The following is a 22,104-nucleotide window of genomic DNA, read 5'->3' on the forward strand; positions in this document are numbered from 1 at the left end:
GGAGACTGGCGGCATGGGCCAGTGGGTGCAGCGCAACATCGTCGAACCGGGCAAGGTCCCGCTGCTCGTCGCCCTGACCGCGTTCGTGCTCACCTTCCTGATCACCCGGGTCATCACCCGCCTCATCCGGGCGGGCAAGGGGCCCTTCGGCAACATCAGCTCCGGCGGGGTGCACATCCACCACGTGGTCCCCGGCGTGGTCCTGACCATCGCGGGCGGCTTCGGCGCGGTGGCGAGCGGCCGGCAGGGCCTCGGGGCAGTCGCCTTCGCGGTGGTCTTCGGCATCGGCACGGGCCTCGTCCTCGACGAGTTCGCGCTGATCCTGCACCTCGACGACGTGTACTGGACGGAGGCGGGCCGCAAGAGCGTGGAGGCGGTGGTCCTGACGGCGGCGCTGGTCGGACTGCTGCTCGTGGGCTTCGCGCCGTTCGGCGTCAACGACATGAGCCAGGACGAACTGCAGGACCGGGGGGGTGTCATCTCGACCGTCGTGTTCAACTTCCTGTTCTCCCTGGCCGTACTGAGCAAGGGCAAGGCCAAGATGGCCGTGTTCAGCGTCTTCATCCCGTTCCTGGGGCTGGTGGGCCTGGTACGGGTGGCCCGGCCGGGTTCGCCGTGGGCCCGCCGGTTCTACCGGCGGCGGCCGCGAGCCCGGGCGAAGGCGGTGCTGCGCGCCTACCACCACGACCGCCGCTGGGCGGGGCCCCGGCGGATGGTGGGGGACTGGCTGGGCGGCAAGACCACCGCGGAACTCGCCGAGTCCGCCGAGCACAGGTGAGGACCCCGCCCCCGAACGGTCCCGCGCACCGCGCGGCGGGCGCGGGCCTGCATGACCGTTCACCCCTCCGGTCCGAGCCGACCCGGCACCGCCCCGTGCCCGCCGACGGAGCCACGAGCCGGTAGCGGTCAGCGCCTTCCGGCGAAGCCGTTAACCGGCGTCGTCCCGGGTCCTTCGGCGCAGCCGTGCACCGGTGTCGCCCGGTGTCCCGCGACGGAGCCGCGAGGCGCTGCCGTCTCGCGCCCGTCGGTGGGGCTATGAGCCGGTGTGGCTCCGGGTTCGTCGGCGGAGCCATGAGCGGGTGTCGCTCCGGGCCGGTCGGTGGGGCTATGAGCCGGTGTGGCTCCGGGTTCGTCGGCGGAGTCGTGAGGCGGTAGTGCGCCGCGTCCTGCGGGCCGGCCGGACGGGAGCTCGTGGACCGCGGTCACATCCGCGGCCGCGGGTTTCCGCCACCACGCACAGCGCCAGTACCGCCGCGATCGCCGCGAGGTGCTCCTTGCCCGCCAGGTTGTTCTTCAGCAGGACCTCCGCCACTATCGCGACGATCACCGCGACCGCCGTCACGTGCGCGCGGTAGCGCCAGCCCAGGAACACCGCGAGGCCGACCACGGCCGCCGAGGGGCCGGTGTCCACGATCCGGGCGTCCGCGGCGGGCAGGCCGACCGGGCTGCCGGGGCCCAGGGCGATGCCGACGCGCGCGTACAGGGTGCCGGCGAGCGTGGCGGCGTAGGCGATTCCGAGGGTCCGCCACCAGCCCAGACAGAGCTCCGCGATCCCGAACACCAGCAGGATCTGGGCGAGGGCGCCCCAGACCGGCAAATCCAGCGCGGGCACGAACAGGGACAGCGGGGTGCGCAGCAGGGCGAGCCACAGGGGGTCCTCGGCCCGTACCGCTCCGGCGTCCTGGACCGGCCGATAGCCCCACGTCTGGTTCTGCACGACCTGGGTCACCGAGGTCAGGCACACCGCTGCCAACGTCAGCGGGACCGCCCGCCACCGCCGCTTCGTCGAGGAGGCGCGTACGGCCTCGTACAGCGGTCCCCATTCGGCGCGGGCCCGGCGGGCGCCCGTGTTCACCGGTGGGTCTCCAGGTGCCTGCGGTGCAGCCGTCTCGGCAGCCCGGGCGCCTCCAGGAACCCCTCCGCCCGCGCCGACGCGAGACCGATGCGGGGCAGGTCCGCGCTCTTCTCGAAGAGCAGGAAACGGGGCTCCCAGATGGGCCGGTACTTGGCGTTGGCGCGGTACAGCGACTCGATCTGCCACCAGCGGGAGAAGAAGCTGAGCAGCGACCGCCACAGCCTCAGCACCGGCCCGGCGCCGAGCCGCGCACCCCTCTCGAAGACCGAGCGGAACACGGCGAAGTTCAGCGAGACCTGGGTGACGCGGAGCTCACCGGCCTCCCGGGCACGCCGGAGCAGCTCGATGACCATGAACTCCATCAGCCCGTTGTCGCAGTCGCGATCCCGTCGCATCAGGTCGAGGGACAGCCCGTGCGGACCCCACGGCACGAAGGAGAGCAGGGCCCGCAGCTCACCGAGGGCGTCGGCGCACTCCAGCATCACGCAGCGCCCGTCCTCGGGGTCCCCGAGCCGCCCCAGCGCCATGCTGAACCCGCGCTCGGTGGCCCCGTCGCGCCAGTCGTCGGCGCGCCGGAGCAGATACGCCATCTCGTCGGCCGGGATGTCCTCGTGCCGTCGTACCCGCACCGTGTACCCGGCCCGCCGGACCCGGTTGTACGCCTGCCGGACGGTCCGCATGGCCCGTCCCTCGAGGGTGAACTCGGCGACCTCGACCAGGGCCTCGTCCCCGAGCTCCAGCGCGTCCAGGCCGTGCCGGGCGTAGACGGTCCCGGCCTCCTCGCTCGCGCCCATCACCGCCGGGATCCACCCGTGCGCCCGCGCCTCGGCCAGCCATGGCCCGATCGCCCCCGGCCACGCCTCCGGATCCCCGAGCGGGTCCCCCGAGGCCAGCGACACCCCGCCGAGGACGCGGTAGGCGACGGCGGCCTTCCCGGTCGGCGACCAGCACACGCTCTTCTCCCGCCGCAGCGCGAAGTAGCCGAGCGAGTCCCGCTCACCGTGCCGGTCGAGAAGCTCCCGCAGCCGTTTCTCGTCGTCCTCGGTGAGCGGGTCGACGGCCCGCCGGGAACGGAAGGCGGCGTACAGCACGGCGAGGACGAGCGCCGTGCTCAGCACGTTGACGGCGACGTCGACCCAGGTGGGCGGGGCGATCCCGGGGACGCGGTGGTCGTCGGCGGCGACGGAGACCAGCCGCAGGGTGCCGTAGCGCCAGCGGTCGAGGAAGGTGGAGGGGGTGGACGCCCGGTCGGTGACCGTCACCAGCAGCGCGGCCAGCAGCGAAGCGCCCAGCAGCCCGCCCGCGCCGACGGCCGCGGCGAGTCTCGGGTTGGACCGGTCGCCCTTCGCGTAGAACTCCCGCCGCCCGGCGAGCAACGCCACGACGAAGGCGGCGGTCAGCGCGAGCGAGACCCAGTTCTGCGGGTACCGCCGGACCTCCGGGAACGCCATGGCCAGCGCCAACAGCCCCAGGAACGCCCCGCTCAGGCCGAGGTTGAGGATCCACGCGGCCCGTTTGCGCCGCCGTATCGTGATGGCCAGGAACGCGGTGAAGACACCGGAGGCGAAGCCGGCCGTCAGCAGGTACGGCGTGAAGAGGTTCTCCTGGTTGTGCCGCCGCACGTCCTGCCCCAGGGAGACCCACACCGCACTGAGGAAGTTGACGAAGGCGACGGCACGCAGGTACCAGACGGCGAAGGCGGCGGCGCCCCGGGTGTTGCCCATGAGTGGTGATCATATGGGTGCACTTCAGGGAAACCGCTCTTTTGGCGCCGTCTGTCCCTTTGAGCCGCTCGGCTACTCCGTTTCCTGCTTCTCCCCCTGCTTCTCCTCATCCTTCGCTTCCTGCTTCTCCTCCAGGTCGCCCGCTTGCTCCGCTTCCGGCTCCCGCGCGGGCTCCTCTTCCGGCTTCTCGTCCGGTGCTTCGGGCGCTTCCGGTACTTCGGGCTTCTCGGGAAGCTCCGCCGCCAGTGCGGCCGCCGCCTGCACCAGGGGGAGCGCGAGCAGGGCCCCGGCGCCCTCTCCGACCTTCACGCCCTGGTCGAGCAGCGGTTCCAGGGCCATCCGGTCGAGTGCCTTCGCCTGCCCCGGTTCACCGCTCTTGTGCGCGGCCAGCCACCAGTCCGGCGCCCGGAACGCGACGCGCTGCCCGACGAGCGCGCAGGCGGCCGCCACGACGCCGTCCAGGACGACCGGCAACTTCCGTACCGCGCACTGGAGCAGAAAGCCCGTCATGGCGGCGAGGTCGGCCCCGCCCACCGTCGCCAGCAGTTGCAACTGCTCCCCGAGCACCGGCCGCGCCCGCCTGAGCGCGTCCCGGACGGCGGCGCACTTGCGCATCCACGCCAGGTCGTCGATCGCCTCCCCGCCCCGCCCGGTCACCACGGACGCGTCGGTCCCGCACAGCGCGGCCACCAGCACCCCCGCGGCCGTCGTCCCGCCGACGCTGATGTCGCCGAGCACGACGAGATCCGTACCGGAGTCGGCCTCCTCGTCCGCGACGGCCACGCCCGCCAGGAAGGCCGCCTCGGCCTCCTCGAGCGTCAGCGCGTCCTCGATGTCGATACGGCCGCTGCCGCGTCGAACCCGGTGCCGCACGACGTCCGGCGGGAACGTGTCCGGGTCGCAGTCCAGCGCCATGTCCACGACCCGCACGGGCACGCCGAGGCGGCGGGCGAGCACGGAGACCGGACGGCCGCCCTCGATGACCTCACGCACCAACTCCGAGGCGCTGCCCGCGGGCCGGGCGGAGACGCCGAGCTCGGCGATGCCGTGGTCGCCGGCGAACAGCACCACCCGCGGCCGCTCGACCGGTCGCACGGGTGCCGAGCCCTGCGCCGCGGCCAGCCACTCACCCAGGTCGTCCAGGCGGCCCAGTGATCCGGGCGGCACGATCTGACGTTCCCGACGCGCCTCCGCGTCGCGGCGCACTCCGCCGTCGGGGCGCTCGATCAGATCCGTGAAGTCGTCGAGATTAAGCGAGCTCATTCGCCGAACAGTACCGGCACCGATCGAACAGTTCCGCGCCACATCGCCACCACACCCGCGTGACGTCATTGCGCCCCGGATCGGTATCCCATACGTTCCGTTTTGCCGCTAATTGTCGTCCGCTCTCGATGTCCTCCCCGGAGCCGCTCATGCCCCCCAGGCCCGTCCACGAGCCGCGCAGAGACGACTGCCCCTGGTGCGGCTCGAAGCGCCTGCGCACGCGGGTGCGGGCACCGGATCTGCGCCACCGCAGACCGGGCACCTTCGTGGTCGACGAGTGCCGGGACTGCGCGCACGCCTTCCAGAACCCGCGGCTGACCGCCGAAGGGCTGGCGCTGTACGACGTCGAGGGCGACGAAGGGGCCGACCGTCCCCACCTCAGGGCGACGGCCCGGGCGATGCTGCCCTTCCCCGAGCCGGAGAGCTGGCTCGACGTGGGCACGGGGGACGCCTTCTTCCCCGAGGCGGCGAAGGAGCTGTTCGCCTACACCGCGTTCGACGGGGTGGACCCGACCCCGAGGGTGGAGCGGGCGCGAGCGGCGGGCCGGCTCGACGAAGCCCACGTGGGCGGGCTGACGGCTCCAGAGGTCCTGTCCCGTCTGCGCGGCCGCTACGACGTGGTCAGCATGCTCCACCACCTGGAACACACCCGGGACCCGAGGGGGGAACTCGCGGCGGCGCTGACGGCCCTGCGTCCCGGCGGCCATCTCCTCCTGGACCTCCCGGACCCGGCCAGCGCGTCCGCGGTCGTGCTGGGCAAGTGGTGGCACACCTACGACCAGCCCCGGCATCTCCACCTGATCCCGCTGGCCAACCTCCGGGCCGAACTCGAGGCGCAGGGCTGCGAGATCGTCGTGACGGACCGCCGTACGCCGCACAGCCCCCACGACCTGGCGGCGGCCGCCTCCCTCTACCTGAACCGGACCCGCCTGCGCCGGGCGGCCGGGCCCCTGACCGTCCTGGCCGCCGCCCTCGACCACCTCCTGGCCCCCGCCCTGAGCCGCACCCGCTTCTCGAACGCGTACCGGGTCATCGCGCGCAGGAGGCAGCCCCCAGGCACCGACCCCTGCGCGTCGGGTTGATCGCGCGCAGGAAGCGACCGTCAGGCGCGGCCGGCGCGTGCCGGTTGTTCGTGCGCGGGAAGTGACCGTCAGGCGCGGCCCGTCGCGGGTCGGTCGTCTGTGCGTGGGGACTGGCCGTCAGGCGCGGGCCGTCGTGCGTCGGGTGTTCGCCCGCGGGGCCGGCCGTCAGGCGCCGGCCACCGCGTGCCGGTTGTTCGTGCGCGCGGACTGTCCGTCAGGCGCGGCCGTCGCGTGCCGGTTGTTCGTGCGCGGGAAGTGACCGTTAGGCGCGGCCCGTCGCGGGTCGGTCGTCTGTGCGTGGGGACTGGCCGTCAAGCGCGGGCCGACGCGTGCCGGTTGTTCGTGCGCGTGGACTGGCCGTCAGGCGTGGGCCCCTCGCGTGCCGGTTGTTCGCGCGCAGGGGCCGGCCGTCAGGCGCCGGCCGCCGGTCCTCGCAGTACCAGCGCCTGGCCCGCCACCACCAGGACCACTTCCTCGCACTCGGCGGCGACGGCTGCGTTCAGTCGTCCCAGCTCGTCCCGGTACCGGCGCCCCGACGCCGTGGCCGGGACGATCCCCGAACCCACCTCGTTGGAGACCAGCACGACGGTCCGCCGGGCCGAGCGCACGGCCTGTGCCAGTTCCACCACCCGCGAGCGCAGCGCCCGCTCGCCACCGTCCGCCCACTGCGCGTCGTCCCACGCCCCGACGGAGTCCATGACGTCCGTCAGCCACAGCGACAGACAGTCGATCAGCAGCGGCGCGCCGTCCTCGGCCAGCAGCGGCACGAGGTCGCAGGTCTCCACGGTCCGCCACGACCCCGGCCGCCGGTCGCGGTGCGTGGCGACCCGGGACGCCCACTCGGTGTCGCCGCCCCTGGTCCCCCCGGTGGCGACGTACAGCACGCCCGGGAAGGACTCCAGCCGCCGCTCGGCCTCCACCGACTTCCCCGACCGGGCGCCGCCCAGCACCAGCGTCCGCCGCGACACGTCCGGCACGTCCTCGTACACCCCCACCGTCAGAGTCGACCCGTCCGGCACCGCCCGCGCCCCGGCCGCCGCGAGCCGCCGCCGCAACTCCGGGCCCGGCGGCACGTCATGGTCCAGGTGGACGGCGACCACGTCGGTCGTCGGCCCCACCGCACCCACCGCCCGCAGCTTCGCCAGCGCGTCCGGCCGCCCCACGAGGTCCGCCAGGACCATGTCGTACCGCTCGGCGGTCCCGGACCCCTCCTCGAGTCCGGCCGGCGCGCCCCCGGGCGGCAGATACAGCAGCCGCTGCCCGTCCGGGCCGGCCACCGCGTACCCGGTGCCGGGCGCGTCCATCGCCACCGCCCGCACCCGATGCCCCGTCAGCAGAGTCAACTCCCGCCCGTCGGGCACCCGGCCGGGCTGCGGCAACCCGGCCGGCACCTCCACCGGGGGCCCGTCGTGCGGATGCGTCAGCAGCACCTGCCGGACCCCGCCCAGCGAATGACCCGCCCGCGCGGCAGCGAACGCCGCACCCGGCGTCAGATCGAGCAGCAGGGCCCCGTCGACGAGCAGCGCGGTCGCCGCCCGTGCGTGCGCCCCGAGCGAGGTCGCGCACACGGCGCAGGGACAGTCGGGGCGGGGCAGTCCCGCGGGGGCACCGGTACCGAGCAGAGTGACTTCCACGAAGCTGATTTTCGCGTGTCTGACCAGGTCTTGCGCATCCGACTAGGCTGCACAGCAGAAGCCGGACCAAGATCCGGCTTCTGCTCTGCACGTGGTCACAGCTGGGAGGCGTACATGGCGGCATGGACGTGGCGGTTCGAGAAGGCCGACGGGACGGAGGTCCAACCCGCGGTGGAGCCCGAGGAGTTCACCACGCAGGGGGACGCCGAGTCCTGGATCGGGGAAGCCTGGAAGGACCTCCTCGAAGGCGGCGCGGACCAGGTGCGGCTCTTCGAGGACTCCACCGAGATCTACGGCCCGATGAGCCTGCACGCGAACGAGGCGTAGCCCTCCGTCGGGGTGGTCGCCGCACGGCCACCCCGGCCACCGCTCACCCGAACGAGTGAAGAACGCAGGCCCGGCCCAGCCCCGCACCGGCTCAGCCGCGCACCCCGCACAGGTGCAGCAGCGCCGCCACCTGCCGGTAGGGGTCGGTCCGCCCGGCCCGCTCCTCGGCGGACAGCAGACTCTCCCTCTCCTGCGGGTCCCGCGGGAGCTCCGTCCCGTCCGCCGCCGTGTCCGTGAAGACCCGCACGCCGTACCAGGCCTGGAGCGGAGCCCCGATCCCGGCGAGCGTGCCGGTCAGCGTCGTCAGCCGGTCCGCCCTCACGTCGAGTCCCAGCCGGTTGCGGTAGGAGACGGTGTCGAAGGCGCCCAGAGCGGCCGCCCAGTCGCCGGACAGCCCCGGCCGCATGGCCAGCGCGTCGGCGTTGCGCACCAGCAGCGACAGCAGCCCGCCCGGGGCCAGCATCCGCGCGAGCCCCGCGAGCAGCGCGTCCGGCTCCTCGACGTACATGAGTACGCCGTGGCACAGCACCACGTCGAAACTGCCGGGCAGGAAGTGCACCCCGGTGTCCCGGCCGTCGCCCTCGATGATCCGCATCCGCTCCCGGATGCCCTCGGGCTCGCCGCTCAGGGCCTCACGGGCCGCGGCGATCATCGTCGCGTCCCGCTCCAGCCCGGTCACCTGGTGCCCGAGCCGGGCCAGCCGCAGCGCCTGCGTGCCCTGGCCCATGCCCACGTCGAGGACGCGCAGCCGCTGCCCCACCGGGTAGCGCCCCACTATCTGCTCGTCGAGCTGCCGGGCCACCAGCTCCTGTCGTACGACATCACGCAGCCCACCCAGCCTGTTCAACCAGGCCTCGGCCGCCCCCCCGGAGAAAGCCGCAGTGCTCAGGGCCGCGCTCCACGCTTGACCTGCGGCTTGGGCAGCCGCAGCCGACGCATCTGGAGCGAGCGCATCAGCGCGTAGGCCACCGCGCCCCGCCGGTTCTGGTCGGGGAAGCGCTCGGCGAGCTGCTTGCGCAGCCGGAAGGCCGTGACGAACGAGTCCAGCACGATCAGCACGATCACGACCAGCCACAGCAGCAGCGCGATGGTCTGCAGCGAGCCCACCCGCACCATGCTCAGCACGAGGATGACCACGGCCATGGGCAGGAAGAACTCCGCCACGTTGAACCGGGAGTCGATGAACTCGCGCGCGAACTTGCGGACGGGTCCCTTGTCGCGGACCGGCAGGTAACGCTCGTCCCCGCCGGCCAGCGCCTGGCGCTGCCTGTCCAGCTGGGCGCGGCGCTCACTGCGCTGACGCTTGGCGGCGTCCTTGCGGGACGTCGACGTGTTGGCGACGCTGCGGCGCTGGGACTGGGCCTCATTGCGCTTGGGCGTGGGCCTGCCCTTCTTGGCCTGCGGGTCACGGGGCTGCATGGAGTCGGTCACCACGGCCTTGTCGGCGGGGGCCTTCTCTTCCTTGGCACGGCTTCGGAACACAAAACCCAAGGGTAAGCGCTCGCGGGCATGGACCCCAGCCCGGAGGGGAACGATCCGGCAACACCAGTCGTCTGTAGAAGGGACAGACCGGGACAGGGACGGGGAAGAGGGGGCGCAGGGTGACCTATCGCTCACCCTGAAGGTCACCTACTCCCTACGCCGGAGCAAGCTCTTGGTCAGTCGTCCTTGGGGATGAGCGCATCCGTCCCCGAACAGTGCGTCAATGGATGCAGGGCCCGTACTGTGGGTTCTGTCGCAGAGCTGGAGCTGGACGTCAGAAGGGGGCGCGCGAAGCCCATGAGCGGTGTCATGAAGCGTATGGGGATGATCTTCCGCGCGAAGGCGAACAAGGCCCTTGACCGGGCCGAGGACCCGCGCGAAACCCTCGATTACTCGTACCAGAAGCAGTTGGAGCTCCTCCAGAAGGTCCGCCGCGGCGTCGCCGACGTCGCGACCTCGCGCAAGCGCCTGGAACTCCAGCTGAACCAGTTGCAGTCGCAGTCCTCGAAGCTGGAGGACCAGGGCCGCAAGGCGCTCGCCCTCGGCCGCGAGGACCTCGCCCGCGAGGCGCTCTCCCGCCGCGCGGCCCTCCAGCAGCAGGTCACCGACCTCGAGACGCAGCACTCCACGCTCCAGGGCGAGGAGGAGAAGCTCACCCTCGCGGCCCAGCGCCTCCAGGCCAAGGTGGACGCCTTCCGTACGAAGAAGGAGACCATCAAGGCCACCTACACCGCCGCCCAGGCGCAGACCCGCATCGGTGAGGCCTTCTCCGGCATCTCCGAGGAGATGGGCGACGTGGGCCTGGCCATCCAGCGCGCCGAGGACAAGACCGCCCAGCTCCAGGCCCGGGCCGGCGCCCTCGACGAGCTGATGGCCTCCGGCGCCCTGGACGACCCGACGGGCATCGCGAAGGACGACCTCCAGGCCGAGCTGGACCGCCTCTCCGGTGGTACGGATGTAGAGCTGGAACTGCAGCGCATGAAGGCCGAGCTCGCCGGCGGTGCCCCTCAGCAGGCCATCGAAGGCGGCACGAGCCAGTCGCAGTCCCAGCAGCAGCCGCAGGACACCCCGCGCTTCGACAAGAAGTAGCCCGGCGCCGGGGACCGGAGCCGAGGAGGGCGACATGATCGTTCGGATCATGGGGGAGGGCCAGTGGACGCTGGCCGACTCCCATCTCGTCGAACTGAACAAGCTGGACGACGAGCTGCTGGCGGAGATGGAGAGCGGCGACGAGGACGGTTTCCACCGCACCCTCGGCGCCCTCCTGGACGCAGTCCGCCGCCTCGGCGAACCTTTGCCGGACGACGCCCTGGAACCCTCGGAACTGATCCTCCCGGCCCCGGACGCGAGCCTGGAAGAGGTCCGGGAGATGCTGAGCGACGACGGGCTGATCCCGGGCTGACCCTCAGCGCAGGTCACGGCGACCGCCGCCCGTCCGCGGGCGCCCCCTCCGCGGGAGGCTGAGGACCAGGCCCGTTCGGGGCCGACGGCGGGAGCCCGGGAGGCGGCAGCCCCCAGCTACGGCAAGGAAAGCGACGGTACCTAGGAAGTGACCCTCCTTTCCCGGGCCGAGTGCAGGCTCCAGGCCCACCCCCTGGCTCTGGACGCCGCCCTCGCCGCAGGCGTACTGCTCTGCATGCTGGCCGGCTCCTTCGTCGACCCGCACGGAGAGCACAGCGTCAGCTGGAGCATCCGCAGCCCGGATCCGCTCAGCCTGCTGCTGATGACCCTGGGCGCCGTCGCCCTCGTCTTCCGCCGCAGAGCCCCCATGACGGTCCTCGTTCTCACCGGCACCGCCTCCGTGATCGAGTCCGTCACCGGCGACCCCCGCGCCCCCGTCGCCATGTCCGCCGTGATCGCGCTCTTCACCGTCGCGGCCGGCAGTGACCGCGCCACCACCCTGCGCGCCGGCCTGCTCACCATGACGGTCCTGACCGGCGCGGCCATGCTCGCCGGACCGCTGCCCTGGTACGCCCAGGAGAACCTGGGGATCCTCGCCTGGACCGGCATCGGCGCCACCGCGGGCGACGCGGTCCGCAGCCGCCGGGCCGTCGTCCAGGCCATCCGGGACCGCGCCGAGCGCGCGGAACGCACCCGGGAGGAGGAGGCCCGCCGCCGGGTCGCCGAGGAACGCCTGCGCATCGCCCGCGACCTGCACGACGTCGTCGCCCACCACATCGCCCTGGTCAACGTCCAGGCCGGAGTCGCCGCGCACGTCATGGACAAGCGGCCCGACCAGGCCAAGGAGGCCCTCGCGCACGTGCGCGAGGCCAGCCGCTCCGCGCTCAACGAACTGCGGGCCACCGTCGGCCTGCTGCGCCAGTCCGGCGACCCCGAGGCCCCCACCGAACCCGCCCCCGGCCTGGACCGGCTCGACGAACTCGCCGACACCTTCCGCAACGCCGGCCTCCAGGTCGAGGTGGCCCGCGCCGACCACGAGACCACCCTGCCGGCCGCCGTCGGCCTGGCCGCCTACCGCGTCATCCAGGAAGCCCTCACCAACGTCCAGAAACACGCGGGATCCGAGGCGAAGGCCGAGGTCAGCGTCGTACGCGTGGGGCCGAACATCGAGGTCACCGTCCTCGACGACGGACGTCCCGCGGACGACGGGTCCCCGGCGGCAGGCGGCGGCCACGGTCTGCTCGGCATGCGCGAGCGGGTCAGCGCCCTGCGCGGCACCCTCACCACCGGTCCCCGCTACGGAGGCGGCTTCCGCGTCCATGCGATCCTGCCGGTCAAGACCCGCACGGCCACCACGGGGGAGAGCGCATGACCATCCGCGTCCTGCTCGCCGACGACCAGGCGCTCCTGCGCAGCGCGTTCCGCGTGCTCGTCGACTCGGAGCCCGACATGGAGGTGGTCGGCGAGGCGTCCGACGGCGCGGAGGCGGTCCGGCTGGCCAAGGAGCAGCGCGCCGACGTCGTCCTGATGGACATCCGCATGCCCGGCACGGACGGTCTCGCCGCGACCCGGCTGATCAGCGCCGATCCCTCCCTCGCGCAGGTCAGGGTCGTCATCCTGACGACCTTCGAGGTCGACGACTACGTGGTGCAGTCGCTGCGGGCCGGTGCTTCCGGCTTCCTCGGCAAGGGCAGCGAGCCGGAGGAGCTCCTGAACGCCATCCGGGTCGCCGCCGGCGGGGAGGCCCTGCTCTCGCCGACCGCCACCAAGGGCCTGATCGCCCGCTTCCTGGCCCAGGGCGGCGCGGCGGACGACGAGCACGATCCGGCCCGCTCCGCCCGGCTGGAGGCGCTCACCGTGCGCGAGCGCGAGGTCCTCGTACAGGTGGCCGGCGGCCACCCCAACGACGAGATCGCCGAACGCCTCGAAGTCAGCCCGCTGACCGTGAAGACGCACGTCAACCGGGCCATGGCCAAGCTGGGCGCCCGCGACCGGGCCCAGCTCGTGGTGATCGCGTACGAGTCGGGGCTGGTACGTCCGAGGGCGGAGTGAGCCGGACCCTCCCGTGCCGCGCCCGGAGCAGGAGCGCCGGGCGGGGAAGCGCGCCGCGAAGCGGCAGCCCGGACCGCCCGGGAAGACCCCGCAACCGGCCGGAGGCCGACCCCGCGGCGCCGATGCCGTTTCCCTCGTAGGGGTTCCCTATCCTGTGAACTCGAACTGCTCGGCGGGGGAAGGGGACCGGGGCGTTGGCGCTGCACAAGGACGACCCGAAAGCGCTCGGTGGATACCGGATCGTGGACCGGATCGGATCCGGGGGCATGGGCGTCGTCTACCTGGGCCGGTCCCGTTCCGGGCGGGAGGTCGCCGTCAAGGTGGTGCACGCCCAGTACGCCGAGGACACGGTCTTCCGGGCCCGCTTCCGGCAGGAGATCGAGGCCGTCCGCAGGGTGAGCGGGGCCTTCACCGCCCCGGTCGTGGACGCCGATCCGGAGGCCGTCCGGCCCTGGATGGCCACCCAGTACGTGCCCGGGCCCGCGCTGTCCGCCCGGATCCGCGGTGCCGGCCCGCTCAAGGGGGCGGAGCTGCGACGGCTCGTCCTGGGGCTGGTGGAGGCGCTGCGGGACATCCACCGGGCCGGGGTCGTGCACCGTGACCTGAAGCCCTCCAACGTCCTGATGGCCGAGGACGGTCCCCGGGTCATCGACTTCGGCATCTCCCGCGCCACCGAGAACCAGACCCTCACCGAGACCGGCCACGCGATCGGCACCCCGCCGTTCATGTCCCCGGAGCAGTTCAAGGACGCCCGGTCGGTCGGCCCCGCCTCGGACGTCTTCTCCCTCGGCGCGCTGCTGGTGTTCGCCGCGACCGGACGCGGGCCCTTCGACGCCGACAGCCCCTACCTGACGGCGTGGCGGGTGATGCACGAGGAACCGGCGGTGGACGCGGTGGCCGAGCCGTTGCGCGCGGTCCTGTCCCGCTGCCTGGCCAAGGACACCGCCGACCGGCCGGGACTCGACGAGCTGGCCGAGGAGTTCGCGCAGGCACTGCCCGAACCCGCGGCGGGCGACATGGAGACGGTGACCCTGCGTCTGCCGCCCGCGCCGGGTGAGGAGCCAGGACCGGCCGCGGCCCCGCCCCGCACGGGCCGCCGCTCCCGGCTGCGCCGGTGGCCGGTCCTCGCCGGGGTGGCGGGCCTCCTGGCCTTGTCGCTCACCGGCTACCTCCTGTTCGACCCCTTCCAGGGGAACGACAAGGCGGCGGAGTCGGACGGCACCGGCGCCGAGTTCCCCAGCTGGGATCCCCTGCCCAACGGCTGGGAACCCTGGCGGACCACGGTGTTCGGGACCGCCGCGAGCGGGGTGACGAAGCCGCTGGGCGGCGGGGCCTCGGACACCAACACCTCTCTGTCCTGCGCCATGGGCGAGGGCGCCCTGTACTGCGGCGGCAACGGCACCCTCCCGGTCCGTGTCGACGGGACGACGGGCCGGCTCGCCTGGCGGGCCGACTCTGTGCCCTCGGGCGTGGCGCAGGAGGCATACGGCAGCGCGGTCCTCGGGGTGCGCGACGGCGTGCTGCTGGTGTCCCAGTCGGTCCAGAACAGCGCGGGCACCGACCAGAGCAGCACCGCCGTGGCCCTCGACTCCGCCACCGGCAAGCGGCTCTGGTCGCGCGCGCTGAACCGGACGGGCCCTGTCGACCCCGCGGTCGTGGGCGATCTGCTGATGACCGCGGACGGCTACCGCGTGACCGCCCGCGAACTGCGCGACGGCACCACGCGCTGGACGGCCGCCCTGCCCGTCGCGGCCAGCTACGGCTGCCAGTTCTACGACGTCGACAGCGTCCCGTACGCCGGCTGCACCGACGCGGGGACACCGTCGCGCACCGTGTTCTACGCCGTCGACCCGGCCGACGGCTCGACCCGGAAGGTGAGCGTGCCTGACGGCGACGGCGTCCACGTCGGCGCTGTCGGCGGCGATCTGGCCTTCGTGATGTTCACCCCACGGGACGCCCAGAGTTCCGCGGAGTCGACGTACGGCGAGGTCCTGCTGATCGACCCGGGCACCGGCGCCGTACGCAAGAGGAAGCTGGCGGGCGACCCGCGCGGCGAGGTGGCGCTGGTGGGCGGAGTGCTCTGCTTCGCCTCCTCCGCGGGACAGCTGGTCGCCCACTCGCCCGAGACGGGCGAGCGGCTGTGGCGGACCTCGACGACCCTTCAGCAGCCCGGCACGCCCGTCGCCGACGGGCAGGGGCAGGCGGTGTTCACGGCCAGCGCCTCCGGACGGGTCGCCGCCCTCGACATCGAGACGGGCAGCCTGCGGTGGGAGTCCCCCGCGCGGGCCGAGCAGGTCGTCGGGGCCGGCTATTCCGCGGCACGGGTGTTCCTCGACGAGGGCGCCCTGGTGGTGCTCAGCCCCGACGGGACCGTCTTCACGCTGGACCCGGGCCACCCCGACCGGGAACCGCTGTCGGGGTGATCCGGGACCCGCGGGGAACGGTTACGGCAGCGCCAGCATCCGCTCCAGCGCCAGCTTCGCGAACGCCTCGGTCTCCTGGTCGACCTCGATCCGGTTGACCAGCTTGCCCTCGGCGAGGGACTCCAGGGTCCAGACCAGATGGGGGAGGTCGATCCGGTTCATCGTCGAGCAGAAGCAGACCGTCTTGTCGAGGAAGACGATCTCCTTGCCCTCGGGCGCGAAACGGTTCGCCAGCCGGCGCACCAGGTTCAGCTCCGTGCCGATGGCCCACTTCGAGCCGGCCGGGGCCGCCTCCAGCGCCTTGATGATGTACTCGGTCGAGCCGACGTAGTCCGCCGCGGCCACGACCTCGTGCCGGCACTCGGGGTGCACGAGCACGTTCACGCCGGGGATCCGGGCGCGGACGTCCTCGACCGACTCCAGGCTGAAGCGGCCGTGCACCGAGCAGTGGCCCCGCCACAGGATCATCTTCGCGTCGCGCAGCTGCTCGGCGGTCAGCCCGCCGTTCGGCTTGTGCGGGTTGTAGAGGACGCAGTCCTCCAGGGACATGCCCATGTCCCGCACGGCCGTGTTCCGGCCGAGGTGCTGGTCGGGCAGGAAGAGGACCTTCTCGCCCTGCTCGAAGGCCCACTCCAGGGCCCGCTGGGCGTTGGAGGAGGTGCAGATCGTGCCGCCGTGCCTGCCCGTGAACGCCTTGATGTCCGCGGACGAGTTCATGTACGAGACGGGCACGACCTGCTCGGCTATGCCTGCCTCGGTCAGCACGTCCCAGCATTCGGCGACCTGCTCGGCGGTGGCCATGTCGGCCATCGAGCACCCGGCGGCGAGGTCGGGGAGGACCACCTTCTGGTCGTCGGACGTCAGGATGTCCGCCGACTCGGCCATGAAGTGCACACCGCAGAACACGATGTACTCGGCCTCCGGGCGGGCGGCCGCGTCCTTGGCCAGCTTGAACGAGTCGCCCGTGACGTCGGCGAACTGGATGACCTCGTCGCGCTGGTAGTGGTGGCCGAGCACGAAGACCTTGTCACCGAGCTTCTCCTTGGCGGCGCGGGCACGCTCCACCAGGTCCGGGTCCGAGGGCGAGGGCAGGTCGCCGGGGCACTCGACGCCCCGCTCGCTCTTCGGGTCGGCCTCGCGGCCGAGCAGCAACAGGGCGAGCGGAGTCGGCTGTACGTCGAGCTCCGTGGTCTGGGCGGTGGTCACGACACGCACCCTTTCTACTTTTCGTCGATCTGACGTTATCTATCATAACCCGCTTCATGTCACTTTGACGACGGTCATCGCGTCGATGTGACGTGAATCCCCAAGTCCGGACCGCCTCCGGTCAGCAGGTCGCTGTCCGCCGCATCCCACGTGTGCGAGCATGAAAGGCAAGAAGAGGAAAGAAGTGGAGACACGAATCCTCGGCCCGGAATGAATCCGCGGCCCCGACGGTTGGAAACGTCGGCAAGCAGTCTCCGTACAACCCGGGAGAGATGTAGATGTCCGTATCGGACGAGAAGACCACTGTCAGCGACGGCATCCTCCTGTCCGACGCCGCCGCGGCGAAGGTCAAGGCCCTGCTCGACCAGGAAGGCCGCGAAGACCTGGCCCTGCGGGTCGCCGTTCAGCCCGGCGGCTGCTCCGGCCTGCGGTACCAGCTCTTCTTCGACGAGCGTGCGCTCGACGGTGACGTGGTGAAGGACTTCGGCGGTGTCAAGGTCGTCACCGACCGCATGAGCGCCCCGTACCTGGGCGGCGCCTCCATCGACTTCGTCGACACCATCGAGAAGCAGGGCTTCACGATCGACAACCCGAACGCGACGGGCTCCTGCGCCTGCGGCGACTCCTTCAGCTAGGACAGGCTCCGTACGGTCCGTTCGCACCGCTGAACGACACGAAGGCGGCGGCCCCCTCCAAGGGGCCGCCGCCTTTCGCGTCACTCGAACAGCCGAGCCGGGCGTCACCGCGCCTACGGGAGCCGCGCCCCCGCCTTCTCCAGCGGGATCGCCCGGCCGTCCGCCCCGACCACCTTCCGGTCGCCCGGCGCCTCGTCCAGCCGCACCATCTGGTGGTACTCCTTGGCGATCAGGATGCAGATCTTGTCCGGCCAGGGCGTCTCGGTCACGGTGACCTTGATCTCGTCGCCGCTCTCGGCCGCCTTGGCCTTGTAGTCGGCGCACACCCCACCGGTGAAGCTGACGGTCAGCTCCTTGCCCTCGACGGTGTAACCGTCCACCTGCACGTCACGCGTCTTCGACGAGGAGGAGGCGGTGGGCGTGGGCGTCGTGGCGGACTTCAGATAGGCCGGCTCGACGGCCGGCTGCGTCACCGTGTAGCCGTCCGCGGCCCCCGACGCCTTCACCTCGAACAGCCAGGACGGTACGAGTACCTGCCGCCCGCCCGAGGTGTGCGGGGCGAGCCCGAGCACCGCGTCCTCGACCGTCGCCGTCTCCCCCTTCGGAGCGCCCGTCGACGAACCGCACGGGCTCTCCAGCCGGTCCTTCAGCGGCACCGGACTCGCACAGCCGCCGATGCCCATCCGGTGGTCGGTCCCCGGCGCCGCGTTCAACGCGTCCAGCGCCTCCCGCGCGCTCAGCAGCGGGTACGTGTCCCCCTTCGACGGGGCTTCAAGCTGTCCGTTGCCGCCGACCACCTCGCCCTGGGCGTTGACGCTGATCCCGGTCGTCCAGCCGTAGGTGGGCAGGGATCCGATCACCGGGTCGGCGTTCACGATCCGCTGGGTCCCCATGACCTGGCTCGCGTCCACCTCGGCGCCGTCCTGCCCGACCGCCTCGAGGACCGGTGCCGCCGCCTTCTTGGCGGTCTCCTCGCTCACCGGGTCGCCGGTCGGGGGCACGGAGGTCCCGGCGCACTTGTCGGTGGCGCCCGTGCAGTTGTCGGTGCCGGGTGCGTAGCGGCTGAACGTCCACATCCCCGGCGCCTGCCGGTTCACCCGCAGCACCGGCCCCGAGCCGTCGTTCCCGGCGCCGACCTTCCAGGCCTCGCCGTCGACCACCGGCGTCCCCTCGGCCCCCAGCGCCTCGGCCAGCCGGGCCACCCCGTCCTTCGTGACCTCGCCCTTCGCCCAGTACACGGGCGCGGAGGCGGGACCGTCGGGAAGCGTGCCGTCGGCCCGGTAGGTCACCCCGTAGGGGTTGGGCTCACCGGGCGCGATGCCGTTCGTACGGCCCTGGGAGGTACCCGTACCCCCGGAGTAGTCGTCCAGGAGGAGCGCCGAGGGCGTGCCGTTCCCGGACGGCGACCCCGAGCCGGCACCTCCGCCGGAGCCGCCGGCCGCGCTGGAGGTCAGATAGGCCCCGCCGCCTCCCACCAGCAGCACGGCGGCCGCGACGGAGGCGATGAGCACGGGGGAGCGGCGCCGGGGGCCGACAGCGGGCTCGCCGTCGACCGCGGGCCCGACGACGGGCTCGTCCGTCTCGGAGACGGCGACAGCGGGCACATCGTCGGAGCCGGAGCCGGAGCCGGAGCCGGAGGCGGGGCGCCTCTGATCGGCGTCGGCGGCGGAATCGGCGGGCTTCCCGGCGGCGGAATCGGCGGCAGCCCCGGCATCCGGGACGGCGGGTTTCCCGGCATCGGCATCCGGGACGGGCTCCGAATCGGAGGCGGCGGGAGTCCCGGAACGGTCGGCGTCCTCCGGTACGTCGGCCTCCTCGGCCTTCCCGGCCCGCGCCGTCTCCACGGCCCGCGCCGTCTCCACGGCCCGCGGCTTCTCCGCCCCGGCCCGTGCCTCATCGGCCCGCGCCTCCGGGGCCTCGGCCTCTTCGGCCGTGGCCTGCTCGGAACCCGTCTCTTCCGGCTCGCGCGCGGCGTCGTCGTTCTCGGGTCGCTCGGTGTTCACCGCATCGCTCCTTCGGCTGCCCTGCTGTCGTACCCCGCATCCCCTTCACGGGGGACGGCGATGGGACGCGACGGGGGAGCGCACGGTTCCCTTCCGAGCGCCGTACCGAAGAAATCGAGGGATTACCCTCAGTGGTCGTAGTCCGCGTTGATCCGCGATACGGCTAGTTGCCGTAGTCCGGCATCGCCTCCAGAAGTCGCGCGGACGTCGCCGGAACGGTCACGCCGTGGATGAGTGACGGGGAGACCGGACGGGAAGCGATCTTCTCCGGGGCCGCCCAGTGCCGGGCCATCCGGGCGCCGTCGCCACGCAACGACGCGAGGTCGCCGTCGAGGTCGACCGGAATGGGGGCGTTGACCTTGAGGTTCGTCATAACCGAACCGTAAGCACACGGGTCCCGCGAAGAAAGATCTACTATCGGGTAGTTTCGGTTGCTTCAGTGGCACGGGTCGACCGGGTAGCGTGAACTGTCAATCCCCCTCCCCTCAGGAGAGTCCACGCCGTGCGCATCGCAGTCACCGGCTCCATCGCAACCGACCACCTCATGACGTTCCCCGGCCGCTTCGCCGACCAGCTCGTCGCCGACCAGCTGCACACGGTCTCCCTCTCCTTCCTGGTCGACAACCTGGACGTGCGCCGGGGCGGCGTGGGCGCGAACATCGCCTTCGGGATGGGTCAGCTGGGCACCCGGCCGATCCTGGTCGGCGCCGCGGGCGCGGACTTCGACGAGTACCGGGCCTGGCTGGACCGGCACGGAGTCGACACCGGGTCCGTCCGCATCTCGGAGACCCTGCACACGGCCCGCTTCGTGTGCACCACCGACGCCGACCACAACCAGATCGGCTCCTTCTACACCGGCGCGATGAGCGAGGCCCGCCTCATCGAGCTCAAGACCGTCGCCGACCGCGTGGGCGGCCTGGACCTGGTCCTGATCGGCGCCGACGACCCGGAGGCGATGCTCCGCCACACCGAGGAGTGCCGCTCCCGCTCGATTCCCTTCGCGGCCGACTTCTCCCAGCAGATCGCCCGTATGAACGGCGACGAGATCCGGATACTGCTGGAGGGCGCGACCTACCTCTTCTCCAACGAGTACGAGAAGGGCCTCATCGAGTCCAAGACGGGCTGGAACGACGCCGAGATCCTCTCCAGGGTCGGCCACCGCGTCACCACCCTCGGCTCCCGCGGCGTCCGCATCGAGCGCGCGGGCGAGGACCCGATCGAGGTCGGCTGCCCGGAGGAGGAGGCCAAGGTCGAGCCCACCGGCGTCGGCGACGCCTTCCGCGCCGGCTTCCTCTCGGGCCTGGCGTGGGGCGTCTCACACGAGCGCGCCGCCCAGATCGGCTGCATGCTCGCCACCCTCGTGATCGAGACGGTCGGCACCCAGGAGTACCAGCTGCGCCGCGCCCACTTCATGGACCGCTTCACCAAGGCGTACGGCGACGAGGCCGCCACCGAGGTCCGCAAGCACCTGGCGTGACTCAGGACAGCCGGCGGACCACATAGGCCGAGCCTCGGTCCGCCGGCTCCTCACCCACGTACTCCTGCTCCCGCATCTCGCACCACGCGGGGATGTCCAGGCGGGCCGCCTCGTCGTCGGACAGCACCCGTACCGTGCCCCCGACCGGCACGTCCCCGATGACCTTCGCCAGCTCGATGACGGGGATCGGACACCGCTTGCCCAGCGCGTCCACGACGAGCACGTCGCCGCGCACGTCCGCCACCGGCGCGGGTGCCCCGAGCTTCTCCCGCACCCCCGCCACCGCCCCCGGCAGCGCCGCGAGAAACCTCTGCACATCCTCCTCGGCGGCTCCCATCGGCAGCGAAACCCGCACGTTTCCCTCACTCAGCACCCCCATCGCCTTCAGCACATGGCTGGGCGTCAGCGTGCTGCTGGTGCAGGACGACCCGGAGGAGACGGAGAACCCCTCCCGGTCCAACTCGTGCAGCAGCGCCTCCCCGTCGACGTAGAGACAGGAGAAGGTGACGATCCCCGGCAGCCGCCGCTGCGGATCCCCGACGACCTCCACATCCGGTACGAGGGCCCCCACCCGCGACCGGATCCGCGCCGTCAGCTCCCGCAGTCGTACCGCCTCGGCCGCCGCCTCCGCCCGAACCGCCCGCAGCGAGGCCGCCGCGGCCACGATCGCCGGAATGTTCTCGAACCCGGCCGCCCGTCCCGACTCCCGCTCGTCCACCGGCCCTTGGGCGACGAACCGCACCCCCTTGCGCACCACGAGCAGACCGACACCCGACGGCCCGCCCCATTTGTGCGCGCTGGCCGCCAACAACGACCAGGGGCCCTCCACGGCCCCCCACCCCAGCGACTGCGCCGCGTCCACCAGCAACGGCACTCCCGCCTCCCGGCACAGCTCGCCCACGGCCGCCACCGGCTGCTCGGTCCCCACCTCGTGGTTGGCCGACTGCAGACAGGCGAGCGCGCTGTCGGACCGCAGGGCGTCGGCGTACGACTCGACGGTGACCGCACCGGTCCGGGTCACCGGCACCCGGGTCACCGCCCCGCCCTCCGCCTCGAACACCTCGGCCGAATGGAGTACCGAGGAGTGTTCGACGGCTGACACGATCAGGTGACGTCCGACCCTCCGACGCCCCGCCGTCGCGCCGGCGACCCCGGAGTGCACGGCCCGGGTCCCGGAGGACGTGAAGACCAGCTCGTCCGGCCGGCAGCCCACCGCCTCGGCCGCCGCCTCCCGCGCCGCGTCCAGCAGCATCCGCGCCCGCCGCCCCTCCCTGTACAGCCGAGCAGGGTCGGCCCACCCCTCGTCGATCGAGGCCAACAGGGCCTGACGGGCGACGGAATGCAGGGGAGCGGCGGAGGCGGCATCGAAGTAGGACACAGGTCAACGGTAAAACTTGTGGAAGAGGTGAAGGGGCGCGGGACTGTTTCGTCTGCGGCCGCGCCGCGTGGCGCGCGGCGGGCCGCGGCGGACCCGCGGCCCCCGTACAAGCCGCATTGACGAGCTATTAGGCGCTATCAGGCACCCGTCAACACCCCTTCG

General features: G+C 72.5%; 20 protein-coding genes. 10 read left to right on the forward strand and 10 right to left on the reverse strand.

Features of this window, described 5'->3' with window-relative positions; genetic code table 11:
- The first annotated feature begins 13 nt into the window (after positions 1 to 13).
- Entirely contained in the window at positions 14 to 778 is a 765-nt protein-coding gene (locus tag ACIPFH_RS04910; RefSeq protein WP_401823100.1) for a hypothetical protein, read from the forward strand.
- 327 nt (positions 779 to 1,105) lie between these two features.
- On the opposite strand, the gene ACIPFH_RS04915 is transcribed toward ACIPFH_RS04910, so the two are convergent.
- The 3 genes from ACIPFH_RS04915 to cobT all read right to left on the reverse strand — a co-directional run bounded on the left by ACIPFH_RS04915 (position 1,106) and on the right by cobT (position 4,842).
- On the reverse strand, positions 1,106 to 1,855 hold the full coding sequence (locus tag ACIPFH_RS04915; protein WP_401823102.1) for a hypothetical protein: 750 nt from the start codon (positions 1,853 to 1,855) through the stop codon (positions 1,106 to 1,108).
- Positions 1,852 to 3,579 (reverse strand): phosphatidylglycerol lysyltransferase domain-containing protein, encoded by a 1,728-nt coding sequence (locus ACIPFH_RS04920; protein WP_401823104.1) that lies wholly within the window; start codon positions 3,577 to 3,579, stop codon positions 1,852 to 1,854. The genes ACIPFH_RS04915 and ACIPFH_RS04920 overlap by 4 nt, the downstream gene beginning before the upstream one ends.
- A gap of 72 nt (positions 3,580 to 3,651) precedes the next feature.
- Positions 3,652 to 4,842 carry a nicotinate-nucleotide--dimethylbenzimidazole phosphoribosyltransferase gene (cobT, locus tag ACIPFH_RS04925; RefSeq protein ID WP_401823105.1) on the reverse strand — a complete coding sequence of 397 codons (1,191 nt, stop codon included), beginning with the start codon at positions 4,840 to 4,842 and terminating at the stop codon, positions 3,652 to 3,654.
- Between the two features lie 149 nt (positions 4,843 to 4,991).
- Here cobT and ACIPFH_RS04930 point away from each other — a divergent pair, with 149 nt between their 5' ends.
- On the forward strand, positions 4,992 to 5,924 hold the full coding sequence (locus ACIPFH_RS04930) for a class I SAM-dependent methyltransferase (RefSeq protein ID WP_401823108.1): 933 nt from the start codon (positions 4,992 to 4,994) through the stop codon (positions 5,922 to 5,924).
- Between the two features lie 410 nt (positions 5,925 to 6,334).
- On the opposite strand, the gene ACIPFH_RS04935 is transcribed toward ACIPFH_RS04930, so the two are convergent.
- Positions 6,335 to 7,558: a bifunctional adenosylcobinamide kinase/adenosylcobinamide-phosphate guanylyltransferase gene (locus ACIPFH_RS04935; protein WP_401823110.1), complete on the reverse strand. Its 1,224-nt coding sequence runs from the start codon at positions 7,556 to 7,558 to the stop codon at positions 6,335 to 6,337.
- Positions 7,559 to 7,672: 114 nt separating this feature from the next.
- Between ACIPFH_RS04935 and ACIPFH_RS04940 the strand changes: the two genes are divergently transcribed.
- A complete protein-coding gene (locus ACIPFH_RS04940) occupies positions 7,673 to 7,885 on the forward strand; it encodes a hypothetical protein (RefSeq protein ID WP_328482381.1) in 213 nt (70 codons plus the stop codon).
- Between the two features lie 91 nt (positions 7,886 to 7,976).
- Here the strand turns inward: ACIPFH_RS04940 and ACIPFH_RS04945 are convergent, their stop codons facing one another.
- Together ACIPFH_RS04945 and ACIPFH_RS04950 are read right to left on the reverse strand one after the other, a co-directional pair.
- Positions 7,977 to 8,687, reverse strand: a complete 711-nt coding sequence (locus ACIPFH_RS04945) for a methyltransferase domain-containing protein (RefSeq protein ID WP_356250183.1) — start codon at positions 8,685 to 8,687, stop codon at positions 7,977 to 7,979.
- Between the two features lie 83 nt (positions 8,688 to 8,770).
- Positions 8,771 to 9,367, reverse strand: a complete 597-nt coding sequence (locus tag ACIPFH_RS04950) for a DUF3043 domain-containing protein (protein ID WP_401823113.1) — start codon at positions 9,365 to 9,367, stop codon at positions 8,771 to 8,773.
- A 297-nt stretch (positions 9,368 to 9,664) separates the two neighbouring features.
- Here ACIPFH_RS04950 and ACIPFH_RS04955 point away from each other — a divergent pair, with 297 nt between their 5' ends.
- The 5 genes from ACIPFH_RS04955 to ACIPFH_RS04975 all read left to right on the forward strand — a co-directional run bounded on the left by ACIPFH_RS04955 (position 9,665) and on the right by ACIPFH_RS04975 (position 15,243).
- Positions 9,665 to 10,456 (forward strand): PspA/IM30 family protein, encoded by a 792-nt coding sequence (locus ACIPFH_RS04955; RefSeq protein ID WP_401823116.1) that lies wholly within the window; start codon positions 9,665 to 9,667, stop codon positions 10,454 to 10,456.
- Positions 10,457 to 10,490: 34 nt separating this feature from the next.
- A complete protein-coding gene (locus ACIPFH_RS04960) occupies positions 10,491 to 10,769 on the forward strand; it encodes a hypothetical protein (protein WP_401823118.1) in 279 nt (92 codons plus the stop codon).
- A 147-nt stretch (positions 10,770 to 10,916) separates the two neighbouring features.
- Positions 10,917 to 12,140 (forward strand): sensor histidine kinase, encoded by a 1,224-nt coding sequence (locus ACIPFH_RS04965; RefSeq protein WP_401823120.1) that lies wholly within the window; start codon positions 10,917 to 10,919, stop codon positions 12,138 to 12,140.
- Positions 12,137 to 12,820: a response regulator gene (locus ACIPFH_RS04970; protein ID WP_401823123.1), complete on the forward strand. Its 684-nt coding sequence runs from the start codon at positions 12,137 to 12,139 to the stop codon at positions 12,818 to 12,820. Before ACIPFH_RS04965 ends, ACIPFH_RS04970 begins: the two co-directional genes overlap by 4 nt.
- 194 nt (positions 12,821 to 13,014) lie before the next feature.
- Entirely contained in the window at positions 13,015 to 15,243 is a 2,229-nt protein-coding gene (locus ACIPFH_RS04975) for a PQQ-binding-like beta-propeller repeat protein (RefSeq protein ID WP_401823126.1), read from the forward strand.
- Positions 15,244 to 15,264: 21 nt separating this feature from the next.
- Here ACIPFH_RS04975 and nadA read toward each other — a convergent pair whose 3' ends face one another.
- On the reverse strand, positions 15,265 to 16,449 hold the full coding sequence (gene nadA, locus ACIPFH_RS04980) for a quinolinate synthase NadA (RefSeq protein ID WP_356250197.1): 1,185 nt from the start codon (positions 16,447 to 16,449) through the stop codon (positions 15,265 to 15,267).
- 278 nt (positions 16,450 to 16,727) lie between these two features.
- Here nadA and ACIPFH_RS04985 point away from each other — a divergent pair, with 278 nt between their 5' ends.
- Positions 16,728 to 17,084 carry an iron-sulfur cluster assembly accessory protein gene (locus ACIPFH_RS04985; RefSeq protein WP_329874308.1) on the forward strand — a complete coding sequence of 119 codons (357 nt, stop codon included), beginning with the start codon at positions 16,728 to 16,730 and terminating at the stop codon, positions 17,082 to 17,084.
- Between the two features lie 113 nt (positions 17,085 to 17,197).
- Here ACIPFH_RS04985 and ACIPFH_RS04990 read toward each other — a convergent pair whose 3' ends face one another.
- Together ACIPFH_RS04990 and ACIPFH_RS04995 are read right to left on the reverse strand one after the other, a co-directional pair.
- A complete protein-coding gene (locus tag ACIPFH_RS04990) occupies positions 17,198 to 19,087 on the reverse strand; it encodes a hypothetical protein (RefSeq protein ID WP_401823129.1) in 1,890 nt (629 codons plus the stop codon).
- 163 nt (positions 19,088 to 19,250) lie between these two features.
- On the reverse strand, positions 19,251 to 19,460 hold the full coding sequence (locus ACIPFH_RS04995) for a hypothetical protein (RefSeq protein ID WP_401823131.1): 210 nt from the start codon (positions 19,458 to 19,460) through the stop codon (positions 19,251 to 19,253).
- Between the two features lie 129 nt (positions 19,461 to 19,589).
- On the opposite strand from ACIPFH_RS04995, the gene ACIPFH_RS05000 reads away from it, so the two are divergent.
- On the forward strand, positions 19,590 to 20,564 hold the full coding sequence (locus tag ACIPFH_RS05000) for a carbohydrate kinase family protein (protein ID WP_401823134.1): 975 nt from the start codon (positions 19,590 to 19,592) through the stop codon (positions 20,562 to 20,564).
- 1 nt (position 20,565) lies between these two features.
- On the opposite strand, the gene ACIPFH_RS05005 is transcribed toward ACIPFH_RS05000, so the two are convergent.
- Positions 20,566 to 21,942, reverse strand: coding sequence for a cysteine desulfurase/sulfurtransferase TusA family protein (locus ACIPFH_RS05005; protein WP_401823136.1), 1,377 nt, complete (start codon positions 21,940 to 21,942; stop codon positions 20,566 to 20,568).
- Positions 21,943 to 22,104 lie beyond the last annotated feature (162 nt).

It is taken from the genome of Streptomyces sp. NPDC088157 (genome assembly GCF_044741545.1).
Taxonomy (GTDB): Bacteria; Actinomycetota; Actinomycetes; order Streptomycetales; family Streptomycetaceae; genus Streptomyces.